This window comes from Sulfurimonas sp. CVO (genome assembly GCF_009883775.1).
In the GTDB taxonomy this organism is placed as follows: domain Bacteria; phylum Campylobacterota; class Campylobacteria; order Campylobacterales; family Sulfurimonadaceae; genus Sulfurimonas; species Sulfurimonas xiamenensis.
The window spans coordinates 1,887,216-1,903,661 of the sequence record NZ_CP033720.1; the positions used below are offsets into that span (position 1 = coordinate 1,887,216).

13 protein-coding genes are annotated in these 16,446 nt (G+C 35.3%); 1 reads left to right on the plus strand and 12 read right to left on the minus strand.

The genetic code is table 11. The annotated features are described in order from the left end of the window. Positions 1–2: 2 nt before the first annotated feature. Complete coding sequence (gene folE, locus CVO_RS09625) at positions 3–590, plus strand: GTP cyclohydrolase I FolE (protein WP_152300217.1); 588 nt, start codon at positions 3–5, stop codon at positions 588–590. Positions 591–624: 34 nt separating this feature from the next. On the opposite strand, the gene CVO_RS09630 is transcribed toward folE, so the two are convergent. From CVO_RS09630 to pyrG, 12 genes are all read right to left on the minus strand, one after another. After that, positions 625–1,599, minus strand: coding sequence for an MBL fold metallo-hydrolase (locus CVO_RS09630; RefSeq protein ID WP_159572002.1), 975 nt, complete (start codon positions 1,597–1,599; stop codon positions 625–627). 170 nt (positions 1,600–1,769) lie between these two features. Then, positions 1,770–2,093: a cytochrome C gene (locus CVO_RS09635; protein WP_159572004.1), complete on the minus strand. Its 324-nt coding sequence runs from the start codon at positions 2,091–2,093 to the stop codon at positions 1,770–1,772. A 170-nt stretch (positions 2,094–2,263) separates the two neighbouring features. After that, a complete protein-coding gene (nrfD, locus tag CVO_RS09640) occupies positions 2,264–3,475 on the minus strand; it encodes an NrfD/PsrC family molybdoenzyme membrane anchor subunit (protein ID WP_152300214.1) in 1,212 nt (403 codons plus the stop codon). 10 nt (positions 3,476–3,485) lie between these two features. After that, the gene (locus tag CVO_RS09645) at positions 3,486–4,049 is read right to left on the minus strand and encodes a 4Fe-4S dicluster domain-containing protein (RefSeq protein ID WP_152300213.1); all 564 of its coding nucleotides are present in this window, start codon (positions 4,047–4,049) and stop codon (positions 3,486–3,488) included. A 2-nt stretch (positions 4,050–4,051) separates the two neighbouring features. Then, on the minus strand, positions 4,052–6,472 hold the full coding sequence (locus tag CVO_RS09650) for a molybdopterin-dependent oxidoreductase (protein ID WP_152300212.1): 2,421 nt from the start codon (positions 6,470–6,472) through the stop codon (positions 4,052–4,054). Positions 6,473–6,644: 172 nt separating this feature from the next. Continuing rightward, the gene (locus CVO_RS09655) at positions 6,645–7,778 is read right to left on the minus strand and encodes a cytochrome b/b6 domain-containing protein (RefSeq protein ID WP_152300211.1); all 1,134 of its coding nucleotides are present in this window, start codon (positions 7,776–7,778) and stop codon (positions 6,645–6,647) included. A 74-nt stretch (positions 7,779–7,852) separates the two neighbouring features. Further along, positions 7,853–8,227: a c-type cytochrome gene (locus CVO_RS09660; RefSeq protein WP_152300210.1), complete on the minus strand. Its 375-nt coding sequence runs from the start codon at positions 8,225–8,227 to the stop codon at positions 7,853–7,855. A gap of 27 nt (positions 8,228–8,254) precedes the next feature. Then, complete coding sequence (locus CVO_RS09665; RefSeq protein ID WP_152300209.1) at positions 8,255–9,727, minus strand: NAD(P)/FAD-dependent oxidoreductase; 1,473 nt, start codon at positions 9,725–9,727, stop codon at positions 8,255–8,257. A 250-nt stretch (positions 9,728–9,977) separates the two neighbouring features. Continuing rightward, entirely contained in the window at positions 9,978–11,357 is a 1,380-nt protein-coding gene (locus CVO_RS09670; protein ID WP_152300208.1) for a DUF3373 family protein, read from the minus strand. Positions 11,358–11,591: 234 nt separating this feature from the next. Then, positions 11,592–13,019, minus strand: coding sequence for a DUF3373 family protein (locus CVO_RS09675; protein ID WP_152300207.1), 1,428 nt, complete (start codon positions 13,017–13,019; stop codon positions 11,592–11,594). A 103-nt stretch (positions 13,020–13,122) separates the two neighbouring features. After that, on the minus strand, positions 13,123–14,727 hold the full coding sequence (gene recJ / locus CVO_RS09680) for a single-stranded-DNA-specific exonuclease RecJ (protein ID WP_159572006.1): 1,605 nt from the start codon (positions 14,725–14,727) through the stop codon (positions 13,123–13,125). 16 nt (positions 14,728–14,743) lie between these two features. Then, positions 14,744–16,366 carry a CTP synthase gene (pyrG, locus tag CVO_RS09685; protein WP_152300205.1) on the minus strand — a complete coding sequence of 541 codons (1,623 nt, stop codon included), beginning with the start codon at positions 16,364–16,366 and terminating at the stop codon, positions 14,744–14,746. Between the last annotated feature and the right edge of the window lie 80 nt (positions 16,367–16,446).

Sequence of the window (16,446 nt, forward strand, 5' to 3'; positions counted from 1 at the left end):
TAATGGTGTCGGATAAAAAAGATATTGAATTTGAAAATGCAGTAAAAACAATGATGTTTTATGTTGGAGAAGATCCAGATAGAGAAGGACTTTTAAAGACTCCTCAGAGAGTTAGAAAAGCGTATGAATTTATCTTTGGCGGCTATAAAGAAAATCCGAAAGAGATATTAAAATCGGCTCTCTTTACAAGCTCTAATGATGAAATGGTTCTTATAAAAGATATAGAATTTTACTCTACATGTGAGCATCATCTTCTGCCTATAATAGGTCGTGTGCATGTAGCATATATACCAGACGGGAAAGTGGTAGGACTCTCTAAAATTCCTCGTGTTGTTAATGTTTTTGCGCGTCGTATGCAGATTCAAGAGCAGTTAACAGAACAGATCGCAGATGCCATCATGGATACGATTCAGCCAAAAGGTGTAGCTGTAGTAATTCAAGCAAGACATATGTGTATGGAGATGAGAGGGGTTGAGAAAATAAACTCTACAACGACATCTTCAGCTCTTCGTGGTCTGTTTAAAAAAGATGAAAAAACTAGAAGTGAATTTTTCTCTTTAATAAACTCTCCTACTGGGTCTCATTACTAGATTAAAGAGAAAATCTCTTTAATCTAGTAAAACTTTAAAAATCTAACATCTCAATTTCTGAGTAAGCTTTCATAAGATGCTTGCCCATTTGACCCTCATAGGCATCCCACGAGTGATAGGCTTTTAACTCTTCATGAACTTCAGATTTAATTTCATAACTTGGTATATCATTTTCATATGCTTTTTTAGCACCTGCAACAATAATATTTAGATAGTTTAAGAAAGGGTCTATAGTTTTGCTTATTTCACCGCTTGAAGGTCCGTGCCCCGGAACATAGAGTGTATATTTCTTAAACCCGTCTTCTTGATTTTTGATCTTCTCGAGCAGTTTAATGTTTTCAACTATGCTAGAAGACTCATCAAATGCTCCAAAACGGTTTGTTATAAGATTATCCCCGATAAAGAGAGTATTTGAGTTAACATGTTCTATCAAAATATCAGTATCGGTATGCCCTTTTGCATAGTGACGCATAATAAAAGTTTGCCCATCTACAACAACTGTTTGTCTGTTTTCTACACCTTGGCTTGGAAATGTAAATGGTTTTGTTCCTTCTAAATTCCCTGTTAATCTGTCTAAAATGCCATACCATGTATCAGCTGCATTATCTTTTACCTGCTCTATCATATAGGTTAAGGCATAAATAGGGACATTAGGATATTTTTCCTTAATGCTTTTATTTGCAAACCAATGGTCTCCATGTTTATGAGTATTGAAAATTGCAATAATAGGTTTTTTGCTTACTTTTTCGATTTCTGCGAGTACTTTTTTACCAACATTATAGTTTCCGCCCGGATCTATTACGATTAACCCGTTTTGGCTCTCTATTAGTGCAGGATTATTCATAAAACCTTCATTTTTTTTGCTAGGTTCTTCTTCTGGTCCATGCATTATATAAACATTGTCATTCGCTTTTTCAAATTTGAATTCACCAAGATCTCCCAATGTGAACGCATTTAGTGACAATGAAAATATTAAAACGATTAATGCTAAAAAAGCAGTTTTTCTCATTTTTTCCCCTCTTTTTATAAAGTAAATAATTATTAGCGAGTATTATACTTAAGAAGGATAAATTTTACAAATAAATATAAGAAAAAATAAAATATGAAAGATTTTTAGACCCGGGATAAACCCAGAATCTAATTTAGAATATGTTGAAAGTTTAAATAATTAAAGACTTATTAACAAGCAGGAACATTTCCGCTGTCGCTTCCAAATTTATGGAAAAAGTCAAAGTAGTGCTCAAGATATTTATCTTTTATATCACCATCATCAACCGACGGACAAAGTTTTTTGATCTCATCTGCAAGTTTACCACTTTTGTGTAGATCTTCCCACTCAGTTTGAGTATGTTTACCAGCCATTGCTGCACCACTCATGCCACATGCCTCTTTTAACTTTTTAGCGTAAAGTTTTTGACCTTTATCAGCATCTGCACTTGCAGTTACTGCACCAACACTTAGAATTAACGCTGTGCTTAATGCGATTTTTACTATTTTGTTCATTTAATCTCCTTTTGAATAATAACATTTTAACTTATAAATAATAAAAATAATATTTATTACATAGGTTACATTTGTTATTTATATAATTTATAACAATTTTTCTTATTTAATTATGAAAGTATCTCCAAAAGCTTTGATATTTTATCTTGGCTTTTGGAAAGTTCTAGATATTAATGATGTATATCTTCTTTACTATGATCCAAATCAAATGCTTTATCCGCTATATAATAAAGAATAAAACAAAAGCCTATAGCACCTATAGAGATTGCCATTTCAGTTGAAGATGGAAAGTACTCAACCCAAGAAGGTTCTAGTTGATACTCTCTTTTTTTGAGTGTCATCATCGGTGCTAACTGTGTATCATGAACCAAATCATATCTCATAAAGAAAATTCCTACCATTCCGGTTATTGATGCAAAAACTAAGCTGACAGTCGCTCTTCCTTTGGATGTAAAAGCAATTAAAAAAGGAATAACCATACCAAGTAAAACTTCGCCATAAATAAATGGAGCACTTCCCAGTATATGCATAGCAACATCAGCGCGTTCAGGCATACCGCCATAAATCGCTGTTAAAAATCTCCAAGTTTCAAAAAAGATTAAAATAGCTAAAAGAAGCGCTAAAAGTTTACCTATTTTATAAAGAAATTCTTGAACTTCAGGAGGAAATTTAAGTTTATATCTAAAACCGTAGATTAAAAATAGTAGATATATACCTGTAATCATCGCTGATAATATAAAATAGATCGGGTAAAAAACACCGTTTGATATAGGTCTTGCTACTAAAAATCCAAATACAGAACCAAGGTTTGAGTGAGCGGCAATACCGACAACAAGACCACCTATACCAAACCATCCAGACCATTTATGATCATTTCTAGCTAAAAATATAAACTCTAAAATGATAAATGTAAGATATAGTCCATAAAGTGTACCCATCCACCAAATAGCAGATGTTAAGCCAGGACTCATTACATTATAAATCATCATGGTTACAGGATGTCCAATCTCAAAAGCAATAACAACAAATCCTGATAAGATGGTTAAAATCGCACCCATAATAGCTCTTTTACCAATTATGGCAAAACCTGGTATCTTAAATACATGTCCAAAAGAGGAGATGATACATAGACCGGTGGAGCTAACAACAAAAAATACATACATAGCAATCATAAGACCCCATGGATGTTCTCTCGTTACATTGTATGCATGATGACCGTGACTTAAATATACGCCTATACCATAAGACATCCACAGAAAAAGAGCAATAGATAAAACAGCCATAAAGATATTAAAAGGCGTTTTCTCAAAACTTAATAATGATTTCATTGAAAAATCATCTCTAATAGGAACAATAGTATTTATTTTTTCTCTTAAACTCATCCCATCCTCCTTATATTAGATAAAATAATTTTGGTTTGGTACCAAGATGAGTTTTTAGTGAATAATGCTCTCTTGTTCTTAGTACTTCGCTGATTTCGCTATTTGGATCATCAAGATCACCAAATATTCTTACTTTAGTTGGGCATGTTGCCTGACATGCTGTTGTAGTTTCACCTCTGGCAAGTCTTGTGTCGCTGCAAAAATTACATTTGTCAACAGTCATTGTTCTTTGATCAACATATCTAGCATCGTAAGGACATGCATTCATACAGTAACTGCATAATATACATTTATCAACATCAACTCTTACAACGCCATTATCATCATAGTATGTTGCATTTGTAGGGCAAACTTCTTCACAAGGTGCATTGTCACATTGTTGACATTGACTTGGGTGAAAAGTATTTGATGTTAAGTCTAAAAGAGGGTACTGACCCTCAATTTCACCCGTTCCAACCCAAATACGGTGACTGTCTGCACCCATTAAGATGCCGTTTTCCTCTTTACATGCTGTTTCACATGCCTTGCAATTGATACAACTTTTATAATCAAGTGCCATTCCATATCTAGCCATAATTACACCTTTCTTATTTCAACATTAGTTTCATGCATAGCCGCAGCACCATAAACAGGCTCTATATGATCTTCAATAATAGTGTTATCATTCCCGCCATTTTTATATGCCCATGTGAGTTCTTCACTCTCTGCCCCAAATCCATGAATAAAAAATACTTGATCCGGTGCTATTTTTTCTGTAGGGTATGCTTTTAGCTGAACTTTACCGATACTTGAACTAACTTCTATCATATCTGCAAATTTTATGCCTTTTTCCTGCGCGATTCTTTTGTTTATCCATATGAAATTTTCAGGCATAAGGTCTAGAAGCATAGCATTGTTTACAGTTCCGCTTTGAGTAAATTGTGCATGACGGCCGGAAAGAAGTCTAAATTTGCCAGCAGGGACACTGTAGTTATACTCATCTCTCCATACCGGCATCGGATCCACACCCATATCAGCAAAAGACTCTATATTACATTCAATTTTTCCAGATGGAGTTTTTGGTTTACCGCCGCCAACACTGTAAAACTTTTTGTTTTCTGGATAGTACTGATACTCATTTACAGATAATTGTTTATAGTACTCATCTTGATTTGGATAGAAGACACCATATTTATGAAGTTTTTCAGCAGCGCCTGGGTACATTTCAACGGCGTGGTGATTAAGTTCTTCTTGTGTATGCTTAAATGGCAGAGTCAGATCAAATTCTGCATAAACTTCCTCTTCACCGTCATCTTCAATCATATCTTGTACTTCTTCATCATATTTTTTACTTATCTCAAAGAGTGGCTTAGATATTTTTGTAGTTAAACCTTTTAAGATTTCCATAACAGGCTTGCTCTCAAACATAGGCTCAATTACTTTATTTCTTACAGCAATTGAAGGCTCAATTCCACCAAATGTTTTCACAGGATCTGTTCTCTCCAAATAAGTACACTCAGGTAAAACAACATCTGCAAACATTACAGTATCACTCGGCATAGTATCAATTGTTACAACAAGTTCCATTTTTTTAAGCATTTGAGCAGTTTTTGCAGTGTTTGGCATATTCATCATTGGATTGTGTTTATAACAGAACATACCTCTTACTTTATATGGCATTTTGTCTTCTAAATATCTGTTTCTCCAGCCAATCCAAGAACCGCCGCCGCTTACAACAGCACAATCATCATATCCAGGTTCGCCTTTTTGGTCTGTTCTTTTAACTATTGCTCTTGCTCTTGCTCTTTCATATAGAGGTGCAAGTCCTGCATGTCCTTTAATATCAAGTTTGTCCCCAAAAATCAATCCGCCTTTGGTGTCAATTGCACCATGCAGTGCTTGGAAAATTGCCATTGCACGACGCAGCTGAAAATCATTTTTAGCAAAAGTACTTCTTCTACCCGGGTAATAGACGGCTTTTGGAGCATGAGCAGCAAATTCTCTGGCAATTGTGTAGATATCTTTTGCTTTTATGCCTGTAATCGGCTCAGCCCACTCAGGTGTGTAGTTATTTGATATAACACTGTTTTTATACTCTTCAAAACCATTAAAGTATTTTTCAACATAAGCTTTGTTATGCAACTCTTCTGTCAATGTAACATATGTCAGTGCTAAAACAAAGGCCAAGTCAGTACCAGGTTTTATAGCCAGCCATTTATCAGATTTTGCAGCTGTATTTGTAAACCTAGGATCTATACAAATCATCTTTGCGCCTCTGCCCTTTGTTCTTTTAAAGGCATCCATGGTATCAGGTGTTACTATCGCTTCAGCTCTATTTGCTCCGGCAATAATAATATACTCTGCATTGTCAAGATCTGCTTGAGGGTACATACCAAGTGTTACGCCATATCCAGATGCAACAGTTTGAAGACATATTGATGAGTGATTTAGCCAGTTTGCAGAGCCAAATGCTTCAAAAAACTGTTTAAAAGTATGTTCAGCCATACCTTCACCTGCACAAAAAAGCATGGAAGATCTATTGTCCTCTTCCTCATCAAGAATCTGCTTAAGTCCAGGAAATTTGTCTGTACCATTTAAAATTGCGTTATATGCTTCATCCCAAGTAACTCTTCTAAACTTTCCTTCACCTTTTTCACCAATTCTTATCATTGGATATTTTAGTCTGTCCGGATCGTATAATGCTTGAATACCTGCATTTCCTCTGGCACATAGCATATTTTTTGATTTTGGGAACATTGGATTTGGATTTAGTTTGGTAACTACTCCATTTTCTACTCTAGCCATTGCCGCACATTTGTTTACACACATTTCGCACAATGTTGCTACTTCATGCGAAGACCCATTTCCTGTTTTTGTATTGTGAAATGAGATTGCACCAGGTTTAGCACTTTGACCATCACCGCTTGATAAAAGATTTGTACTAAGTGCTGTCGCTCCAACAACACTCATAGTAATAGTACCCTGAAGAAATTTTCTCCTTGAAGTTTCTACTTCCATAAGCTTTACCCCTTCTTAATATAGTCTAATATATCTCTTAATTTAGTGAGTTGAAACTTAGCCGTCACTTAAATAAGAATTATAAATCTAAGCATTTTAATAGACTTTATCTTATATACAACTTTAATTTAGATTATAATAGTGTTAAAAATAAATTATAATAATAAAAAAATCAATAATGATATAAGATATTTATATCTTCTGTATTACCTTTTTCTATATTTTTATGACAAGAAAAGCAGTTGGATTTATCTTTTATTTTTTTATCAGAATATGCACTGCGTGGTATGTTTTTATGAGTTTCTATCCAATAAAGAGTTTTAGTTATTGCTATAGGGCGTCCATCTTTTACAGAAGCTACAATTTTTACTGCGGCTTCTCTTGTAGAGTGTTCCGCCGCATTTTTTAAAAGATAGTTTTTTATAACTATAGCTTCTTGTTTTGATATATTTTGATCAGTTATTTTTTCTCCAAAATGATTATCAAGTCCATCCATAATTCTAATCCATGATTTTTCAGTTAGTAAAAAAGGGGGATAGATTTTATGACAATCACCGCATTTTTCATAAAAAATATCATTTTCGCTTTTATAATCAATATTGGTAAATTTACTTTTTACAAAAGGGTTGTGTGTTCCATCAAGTATGACATAAAAAACCCACACTGATAAAATTAAAAAGATATATGAGACAATATTTTTGGGAGTACACAGTTCAGCATCTTCACCTTTTGCTTTTTTATATCCTGTGATCATTGCAAAAACCATATTTGTTTTATGGTAAAACTGCTCTATTAGTACACCTATGATATGTATAAAAGCCCATGCGAGAAGTGTATAGCTGGCATAAATATGTATGTTTAAGAGTGTATCGCTATACATGTAGTAGTCATCGTTTAAAACTGAAAGATATCCTTTGGCTTCTTGTATGCCATAAAGCAGAAGACCAGAAATAGCTATGACTGAGCCGACACTTAAAACAATAAGCGTATACCAGCTTGAAGCGGGATTGTGTCCAGCAGGAATTTCTCTGTATCTATTTTTAATTTTTTCTACAAAATAAAATTTTAATTCTGATAAAGAGAGTTTAAATGTATTGAATGTTGCATAACGAGGACCGATAAATCCCCAAATAATTCTATATAGAAGCATTAAACCAAAAATGATGCCTACAGCAACATGATAATTGAGTCTATGTTCAAAAAATGAGAGAATAAAAGAAAATGTAAAGGATAAAGCGATTAGCCAGTGTACAAATCTTGTACACAGTGGCCAAACATAAACTTGGTTTTTTTTATTGTTTTTCATAATAAAATCACCAAGTAACCCCTTTCCTTAAATTTAGTTAAATAAGGATGTATTATGGCAAGTATTATAACATATTATTTTTTAAATGTGCTGTAAATATATTGTGCCATAGTTTTAATATCGTAATCATAGCCCTGGTCTATTAATTTTTGCATATTATGCTCCATAATTTCATGATCAGTACCTGTTGTAAAAGTTATTCCACCCTTTTTGATATCAAATAAACTATACTCAAGTTCAGCAACTGTTTTATCATCAAATCTTGGTGTTTTCTTTTCAGTTTTCCCTTCACCATGAGCTCCATGACATTTTGTACATGATGCCTTATAGACCTCTTCTGCACTCATCTTATATGTTTTTGTTTCTGCCTGCTTCTTATCTCCGCTACATGCAGTTAAAGCTATTGCAACTAAAGTGGCGATTGAAATCGTTGTTAATCTTTTTATCATATTTTTCTCCTAAATTATGTTTTAATATTAAGCTCTACCTGGAAGCATACCATAAATAGTCATTGGTTTTAGTGCATAAACTTTCAATAACCACCATATCCATCTCTCTTGAGTAGGGTCAAGCGGGAATGAAGGAGTAGGCTTTTTACTCCAGTCAAATTCTGCTAACATTACAGTACCAATGCTTGTAATAAGAGGACAAACTGTATATCCGCCATATCTAGATGGAAGTGAACTTTTTCCTTCCATAGACGCTACCATATTGTCAACTAAAACTTTGTACTGTTTACGAACTGAACCACCTGTTTTACCCATTGGAACTGCTGCAACATCTCCTAAAGACCATACATTTTTATAAGTAACATGCTGTAGAGTCTCTTTTACAACAGGTACCCATCCCTTATCCGAACCTACCGGAGAATTTTTAACAACATCTGGAGCTTTCATCGGAGGTGTTATATGAATAAAATCATATTTTGCTTCAACGCGCTCATTTTTTATTACTACTCCATACTCTTCTAAATCTTCATCCCACTCGCCTTTTTCTTTCCAGTGATGATTAAATACAGCTACTTTTGCATCAGTATCTATCTCAGTTAAATTGTGAGCAAAGTTTTTTTTGAAACCTCTTTCGTCAAATTGCTTAAAGATTGATTCATTATACTCTTTGATACCAAAAAGTGCACTACCGTTTGTGTAGAAAGTAAGTTCTACTTTATCACGAACACCAGCTTCTTCAAGTCTTGAATTCGTTAAATACATAATCTTCATAGGCGCTCCACCACACTTGATTGGTGTGTTTGGATGCGTAAATAGTGCTTGTAATTTTCCAGGGCCTTTATGCGCTTTTGCTTTTGCAATTAACTCCTGTATACCTTTGTAAGTATCTGCCGCACCGTCACGGAAGTAGATTGAGTGAGTTCCGTTTTTACCAACTTTTTGTCTTACAACAGAGTTGTCAGTTCCCATAGAAGTGATCTCGCCTTCTAAACCTTTAATTGCTCCATAATTTAGCTTAAGACCCGTAGCAATAATTAACTGATCATAAGATACATCTTGGTTTCCGTCTACTGTAACTTTGTTGTTATCCGGATCAAAAGCAGTTACACTCCCTTTTATAAGTTTTACACCGCTTGGAAGAAAATCATCTCTTTTATAAGCAATATCATCTTTGTCCCAAATACCGGCACCAATTAGAGTTTGACCAGGCTGATAAGAAACTGATAACGGATCAGGTTCAATAACAGTGATATCTGCATTTGATAAAGTGTTATTAAGGCGTGCAGCCGTACTCATACCAGCTAAGCCTCCCCCAACTATAACTATTTTCCCTTTAGCATCCGAAGCACTCGCTGTGGTTGCTCCTACAGAAGCACCCGCCAATACAGAAGCTGCTAATGGAGACATAGTTAAATATTTTAAAGCTTCACGACGAGACATAATCTCCGGATGCTTATCTACTTCTTTTAAAATCTCTTCTAGGATTTTATTCTTTTTCATGCATTTCCCCTTTTTTGTGATAAAGTAATCAATTTTACAGCCTTAAGCCTTAAGATAGATTTAAAATTTACTCTTTTTACAACTTTATTGTTATTATTTTGTGATAATGTATCACTTTTTTAGATGGAATATTTTATAGATAATTACATATATTATTTATAATAAGTTGAGCTGATATTGTAGTTGAAGTTTTAAAAAAATGTAGAAAATGTGAGAAATGAGAAAGAGCCATATTAGCGGCTCTTCCTTTTTAGTATCTATAACTTACGAAAAATCTTAGGTCTTGTGCAGTGATATCAACAGGCTCTGGAACAGTCCATCCGCTGCAGTTTGCGTTTGGAGTATAGTCATGTTGTACATATGTATATCTTACCTGGGACGGCAGATACTTGATGCCAAAGAGATCAAAATTCCAGTATGCCTCATACGCACTACCGCGGACAGCTATTTTTGAACCTATTGCCGTATCTTCTGCCCATGTCATAGGAGTCCAGTTTTTAGAGCCGTAGTTGTACTCAAAACCAAATCTTCCGGAATCGGTTATCATATCAGGAATATAGACGCCAGCCCAAAACGAGTGTCCATTTGAACTTCCGCCATCAGCCGAACTTAAAAGCGTATGACCATCTTTTGCATCATAGCGCGAGGAAGCAATAGAAGCAAAAGCTACCGTATCATCTAAAAAGTCGCTGATCTCATCACCGATGCCGTTTACTTTAAGTGAAAGTGCAAAGAGATCTGCAGTTCCGGCTGCTCCTTTTGGGATGCCTGTTGATGTATTTCTTCCCTTTGTATCAAAGATATGCGCCCATTGGTACATAAGCTGGTACTGTCCATTGTTGTATGCATCACCAGGCATTACAAAAAAGTCTACATTTTCATCTTCGGCAATTGTATCTTTATCCGCATAAGGGATGACATTATCATTGCCTGTTCCGTAAACATTCTCCATTTCGCCGGTATGCGCTCTTCCGTAAACCAGTTTAACATATGCCCCTGAAACATAACGGGTAAAATCAAGTTTTACCATTGCTCCGTTTACTTCCATATTTGTTATATGCGCAAGAGGTGAACCCTCATCTGACTCATTTTCTCTCATGCTTGCCAGGAAACCTGTGCTTGAGGGTCTTCTTCCGATGCTGAGCGCTATTGGCTGATCCCCGATTTTATCTGAGTAGACAAAATAGCCCTCTTTAAGACGCATAACAGTATCGGCAGGCTTTGAACTTGCAGACCAATCCTTCAATGGATCATCATTTACATATAAATGTGCTCCCCATGTAGAGTAGATAGCAAGTTTTCCTCTAAAAGAGAGCCCTTTCATAGGAGAAGCTGCCATATTTAAGTAAAGTCTGCTTGAGAGAAGAGAGTGATTTCTTGCTGTTTCCCCTGTTTCATTGTTTTTATACTCTAAAACATCGATTGCATTTCTAAAATCAATTCCAAACTTTATATTGTCGTTGTTTGTGCTGATCTTAACATCTGTTAAAGTTCTAGTAGTAGAATCTTGTTGTTTTTTAAGTTCTTTAATCTCTTTTTTAAGAAAATCTATCTCACTTTGCATATCTGTGTCTGCAAAAGCCATAGTGCTTAAAAAAGCGATGCTTGAGAGTGTTACAATTTTTTTCATATTTTTCCCTTTTTTTGTTGTAAGGGCGAATTTTATCACAAAAAGTTTTAATTATTATAAATCAATTGTTTTATTATAAGTTATAGTAATATTTATATCTTTTTATTTTTTTGAATAATTAAAATTTTTAGAAAAGAAAATTATAAGGTTTTAGCAAGATAAGGGAAATATAAAGTTTGAAATAGGAGTTTTGTAAAAGAAGAGTTATTAAAGAGCCAAAACGGCTCTTTAATTTTAGTATCTATATCTGAAGTATACGCGTAGATCTTGCGCAGTTTCAACAGGATCCATTCCATACGACTGAGCATCAGCCATACTTATTGGTGTTCCCCCGTCTCCAAAGAAACCGTTTGAACCTGTGTAATCATAGTCTAAATATGTATATCTTATCTGCATAGAAAATACATTTCCTACAAGAGGCTGCGTCCAGTAAGCTTCATATGCATTTCCTCGAACTGCCATTTTAGAGCCTATCATTGTATCTTCGCCGTAAGTAAACGGTCTCCAGTATTTTGAACCGTGGTTATACTCTACACCGAATTTACCACCTGTTAAGTTTGGCATCTGTGCACCAATCCAGATAGATGTACCTGTCTCATCATCCTGACTGCCCATCATTGGTTGATTATCATTTGGTCTTGATACGGATGCGGCAAATGATGCAAAAAGAATCGTGTCATCTAAGAAATCATTGATTTCATCACCTACGCCATCCATTTTAAAAGAGATTGCTGCTCCGTCCATATCACCAAAACTTTTCATTACTGCAGTAGTTGGACTTGTGATTGATAGTCCCGGTACATCAAATCCTCTATAGAATTTTGTTATTACGCCATATTGTCCATCATCATAGGGCTGAAAGATAAGTCCTACCATATCTGTATTGTCTAAATTACTATCATCTTCAACATAATTTGGCAGACTTGAACCACCTGTAGGAGATCCAACATATTTTGTTGCTTCACTAGCCCAGCCGGTTGCATTTGTTAAGCCACGACCAATACAAAGTTTAAAGTACATACCCGGTATATAATCTTCTAGCTGCATACTTGCCGATGCACCGTCAAATTCCATATTGATAATATGTCCTAGAGGAGATTGTGGTTTATCGTCATCTCTTAAGTTGATAAGATATCCGTTTGTCGCAGGGCGGCGTCCGGCACTTACTGTCCAGCCTATTCTTCCTGTTCTAAGTTTCCAAAGCCAGTATGCTTCTCTTAGTTTTATTGTATCATCTGTCAGATTTTCATTTAAAACCCAGTCAAAAGTATCAAATCCAAAACCTGTCCCTCTTTGGCCGTAGCTTGCGCCATAAGCTTTGTTAACGGAGAGCTGCCCTCTAAAGATCATATCCTTTGTCGGAGCATACCCCATGCCTAACCATAGACGATTTGAGAAAAGAGCATCATTCTCATACTTGTTTCCGTTTACTGTTTCATACTGCAGATTATCATATGCAGTTCTAAAATCTACATCAAACTTAAGATTATCCTGCGCTGCTAATATATTAACATCTGAGATTCTGTCATCTTGTTTGTTATTGATTTGCTGAAGTCTCTCAATCTTCATATTCAGTTCATCTATCTGTTTTTGAACATCAGTCTCCGCAAAAGCTGCTGTGCTTAAAAAAGCTATAGCAGAAAGTGTTACGATTTTTTTCATTTCAATCCCCTTTTTTTTGATTGGCGATTATTGTAACATATTTTTTTTGATAATTTTATTACAAAATATTTTTAATTTATTAATTATTCTTATGAATAATAATTTAATATATTTTATGCAATAAAAGTTGCAGAGAAACTTTTGAGTTAAATTCGTTTTTTGAGATCGTATAGTTACATGTGATTTTTTTATCCTTAGGCATTTCAATAACATTTCTAAATGCTATAAGCTCCAGAGTTTTTTTTGCATGCAGGTGTTGTTTGAGCGTTATTTTTGAGTGGGATTTATCGCTTCCCATTAGTTTAATATCTACTATATGAGCATCTTTGAGTAGAAACTTAGGGCGTAGATTTGCCTCTCCATAGGGTTCAAAACTCTCAAGTATGCTGAGGAGTTCAAAATCTATATCTTGAGTATCTAAGATTCCAAGCACCTCATCTTTTGGTATAAAGTCACTGCTGCTTAGTGTTAAAGCTGATTGATTGATAGATTCTTTAAACATCTCAATATTTTTCTCTTCCAGTCCAAGTCCTGCTGCCATTTTGTGTCCGCCGAATTTTGTCAGATACTGTTTATTCTCTTTTATAAGTTTGTAAATATCTATATTTCCCAAACTTCTGGCACTCCCTTTTGCAATGCCATCTTTTACACTTAGAACAATGGCAGGTTTTTCAAAATGATTTACCAATCTTGAAGCGACGATACCCACTACCCCTTCATGCCAATTTTCACCTGCCGCAACGATAATATTTGGAATTTGACCCTGATTTTGGACCTCTTCAAGTGCTATTTTTGTTGTTTTTGCTTCAAGCTCTTTTCTTTGTTCATTTAAAGCGTTTAATTTTTCAAACTCCATATAGGCTTCGTTTGTTGTTTTGGCTGTTAAAAATTTAAGAGCAATATCCGCATCTTTTAGTCTGCCTGCGGAGTTAATTCGCGGCGCTATGGCAAAAGCGATATCTTCAGAAGTTATAGAGCTTTTGTTTAAAAAGTCTCTTATAATCACACTAGAAGGCCTGCTTGAGCGCATAAGAACTTTCAACCCCTCTTTTACAAGCGTTCTGTTTATATGCTTAAGAGGCATAATATCTGCAATTATCGCAATTGACAATATATCTAAAAACTGTTTCATATCTATGGAGAGTTTTAACTCTTTTTTAACAAGTCCAAGCAGCAGCCATGCAACCTGCGCTCCACATATCTCTTCAAAAGGATAGCTACATGCAGAGAGTTTTGGGTTGACTATGGCGTAGGCATCGGGCAATATTTCTGATGGAGTGTGATGATCTGTAATAATAAGTTCAATACCTCTTTTTTTACAAATTTGGGCAGCTTCAATAGCACTTATGCCGTTATCTACAGTTATTATTAAATCTGCATTTACTCTTTTTAGAATATTTGGACTAACGCCGTAGCCGTCTTTAAATCGGTTTGGAATTATTGTTTCAAGCGGATAAGGGATTTGCTTAAAAAATTCAGCCATTATAGCTGTTGAACTTATACCGTCAACATCATAATCACCAACAACTACTATTTTTTTGCCCTCTTTTACAGCCTCAGCTATCTTTTTGGCAGCTTTTGCAGCATTATGAAGTAAAGTGGGATTTGGAATTTGAGAGAGTTTTGTATCTTCTTTTCCAACTCTTTGAGAAAGCAGTTCAAAAAGAGTTGTTTTATTTAAAATCGGTATATTATTAAAGCTTTGCATATTGAGCTTTAATATTTTATTTTGATATATTTAAACTAGCTTCAACAAATGCAAGAATTGAAGGGTTTGGAGTTTGAAGTCTTGATGTAAATTCAGGATGAAACTGAACGCCTAAAAACCATGGATGACCCTGAATTTCAACTGCTTCAATAAGTCCGTTTGATTCCCCAGTTACTATCATTCCTGCATCTTCGAGCTCTTTTCTGTATGTAGGGTTTGCCTCATATCTGTGGCGGTGTCTCTCATGGATAACTTTTGCTCCACCGTAAGCTTTGCGCAATAGAGAACCCTCTTTTGTTTCACATGGATACTCTCCAAGACGCATTGTTCCGCCCATCGGAGATTTGTGGGTTCTAAGTTGCGTATTTCCGCTTTGATCCATAAAATTGTCAATAAGATAGATCATTGGATAAGGTGTGTTTTCATCAAACTCTACGGAGTTTGCACCCTCAAAACCAAGAACATTTCTTGCATACTCAACAAGTGTTAGCTGCATTCCAAGACAAATTCCAAGGTATGGAATTTTATTTACGCGTGCATATTCGATAGCTTTGATTTTACCTTCAACACCGCGGTTTCCAAATCCTCCAGCAACTAAAATGGAGTCGCAATCGCTAAGAAGTGCTTCCGCACCCTTTTCTTCTACCTCCTCACTGTCTACCCAGTTAATATCTACACGAGTATCAAGATGAGCACCTGCATGGATAAGAGATTCGGTTAAAGATTTGTATGACTCTTTAAGCTCAAGATATTTTCCGACAAATCCAAGAGTTATTTGATTTTTCGGTTGTACTATTTTTTTAACTAAAGAGTCCCATTTTTCCATGTCAGGATTAAGTTCACCCAGTTCTAACGCTTTTGATATCGGTTTTAATATATTTTGTCTTAAAAATGAGAGAGGAATATCATAAATGGAAGCTGCATCAAGTGCTTCAACAACACTGTCACTGTTTACATCACAGCTCATTGCAAGTTTTTTCTTAAATGTTTTAGGCAGTGCATTTTCACTTCTGGCAATTATAAGCTGAGGAGTAATACCAATGCGGCGAAGCTCTTGAACAGAGTGCTGCGTAGGCTTGCTTTTTAGTTCACCCGCAGCTTTGATGTAAGGAATAAGAGTTACATGCACAAAAAATGTACCTGTAACCTCTTCGTCATGTTTCATCTGGCGAATCGCTTCCATAAAAGGCAAACCTTCGATATCCCCGACAGTTCCTCCAAGTTCTACAACAAGTATCTCATGACCCTCTCCGGCTTCTTTGATACGCTTGACTATCTCTCCTACAATATGAGGAATAACTTGAATGGTTTGTCCAAGGTATCCACCGGCACGCTCTCTTTCTATTACCGATGAGTATACCTGTCCTGTAGTGAAGTTGCTCGATTTTAGATAAGAGGTGTCTAAAAATCTCTCATAGTTTCCGATATCTAAATCTGTTTCTGCTCCATCTTTTGTAACAAAAACTTCACCATGCTCAAGCGGGCTCATAGTGCCAGGATCGACATTTATATATGGATCTATTTTTAACATACCGACTTCTTTGCCTGAGTGTTTAAGTAAAGTACCAATACTAGCTGCTGTTATCCCTTTTCCAAGAGAGCTTAAAACGCCACCAGTTACAAAAATATATTTAGTCATAAAATAGCTCCAAAAATGTCAATTAAAGATGCGATTATAGTATAGAGTCTCTTAAAATTAAGTTTTATAAAGTGCTATGT

What these genes read in the sequence shown, in the direction of transcription:
- folE (WP_152300217.1), top strand. Translation starts at nt 3, where the DNA reads ATGGTGTCGGATAAAAAAGATATTGAATTTGAAAATGCAGTAAAAACA.
- CVO_RS09630 (WP_159572002.1), bottom strand. Translation starts at nt 1,599, where the DNA reads ATGAGAAAAACTGCTTTTTTAGCATTAATCGTTTTAATATTTTCATTG.
- CVO_RS09635 (WP_159572004.1), bottom strand. Translation starts at nt 2,093, where the DNA reads ATGAACAAAATAGTAAAAATCGCATTAAGCACAGCGTTAATTCTAAGT.
- nrfD (WP_152300214.1), bottom strand. Translation starts at nt 3,475, where the DNA reads ATGAGTTTAAGAGAAAAAATAAATACTATTGTTCCTATTAGAGATGAT.
- CVO_RS09645 (WP_152300213.1), bottom strand. Translation starts at nt 4,049, where the DNA reads ATGGCTAGATATGGAATGGCACTTGATTATAAAAGTTGTATCAATTGC.
- CVO_RS09650 (WP_152300212.1), bottom strand. Translation starts at nt 6,472, where the DNA reads ATGGAAGTAGAAACTTCAAGGAGAAAATTTCTTCAGGGTACTATTACT.
- CVO_RS09655 (WP_152300211.1), bottom strand. Translation starts at nt 7,778, where the DNA reads ATGAAAAACAATAAAAAAAACCAAGTTTATGTTTGGCCACTGTGTACA.
- CVO_RS09660 (WP_152300210.1), bottom strand. Translation starts at nt 8,227, where the DNA reads ATGATAAAAAGATTAACAACGATTTCAATCGCCACTTTAGTTGCAATA.
- CVO_RS09665 (WP_152300209.1), bottom strand. Translation starts at nt 9,727, where the DNA reads ATGAAAAAGAATAAAATCCTAGAAGAGATTTTAAAAGAAGTAGATAAG.
- CVO_RS09670 (WP_152300208.1), bottom strand. Translation starts at nt 11,357, where the DNA reads ATGAAAAAAATTGTAACACTCTCAAGCATCGCTTTTTTAAGCACTATG.
- CVO_RS09675 (WP_152300207.1), bottom strand. Translation starts at nt 13,019, where the DNA reads ATGAAAAAAATCGTAACACTTTCTGCTATAGCTTTTTTAAGCACAGCA.
- recJ (WP_159572006.1), bottom strand. Translation starts at nt 14,727, where the DNA reads ATGCAAAGCTTTAATAATATACCGATTTTAAATAAAACAACTCTTTTT.
- pyrG (WP_152300205.1), bottom strand. Translation starts at nt 16,366, where the DNA reads ATGACTAAATATATTTTTGTAACTGGTGGCGTTTTAAGCTCTCTTGGA.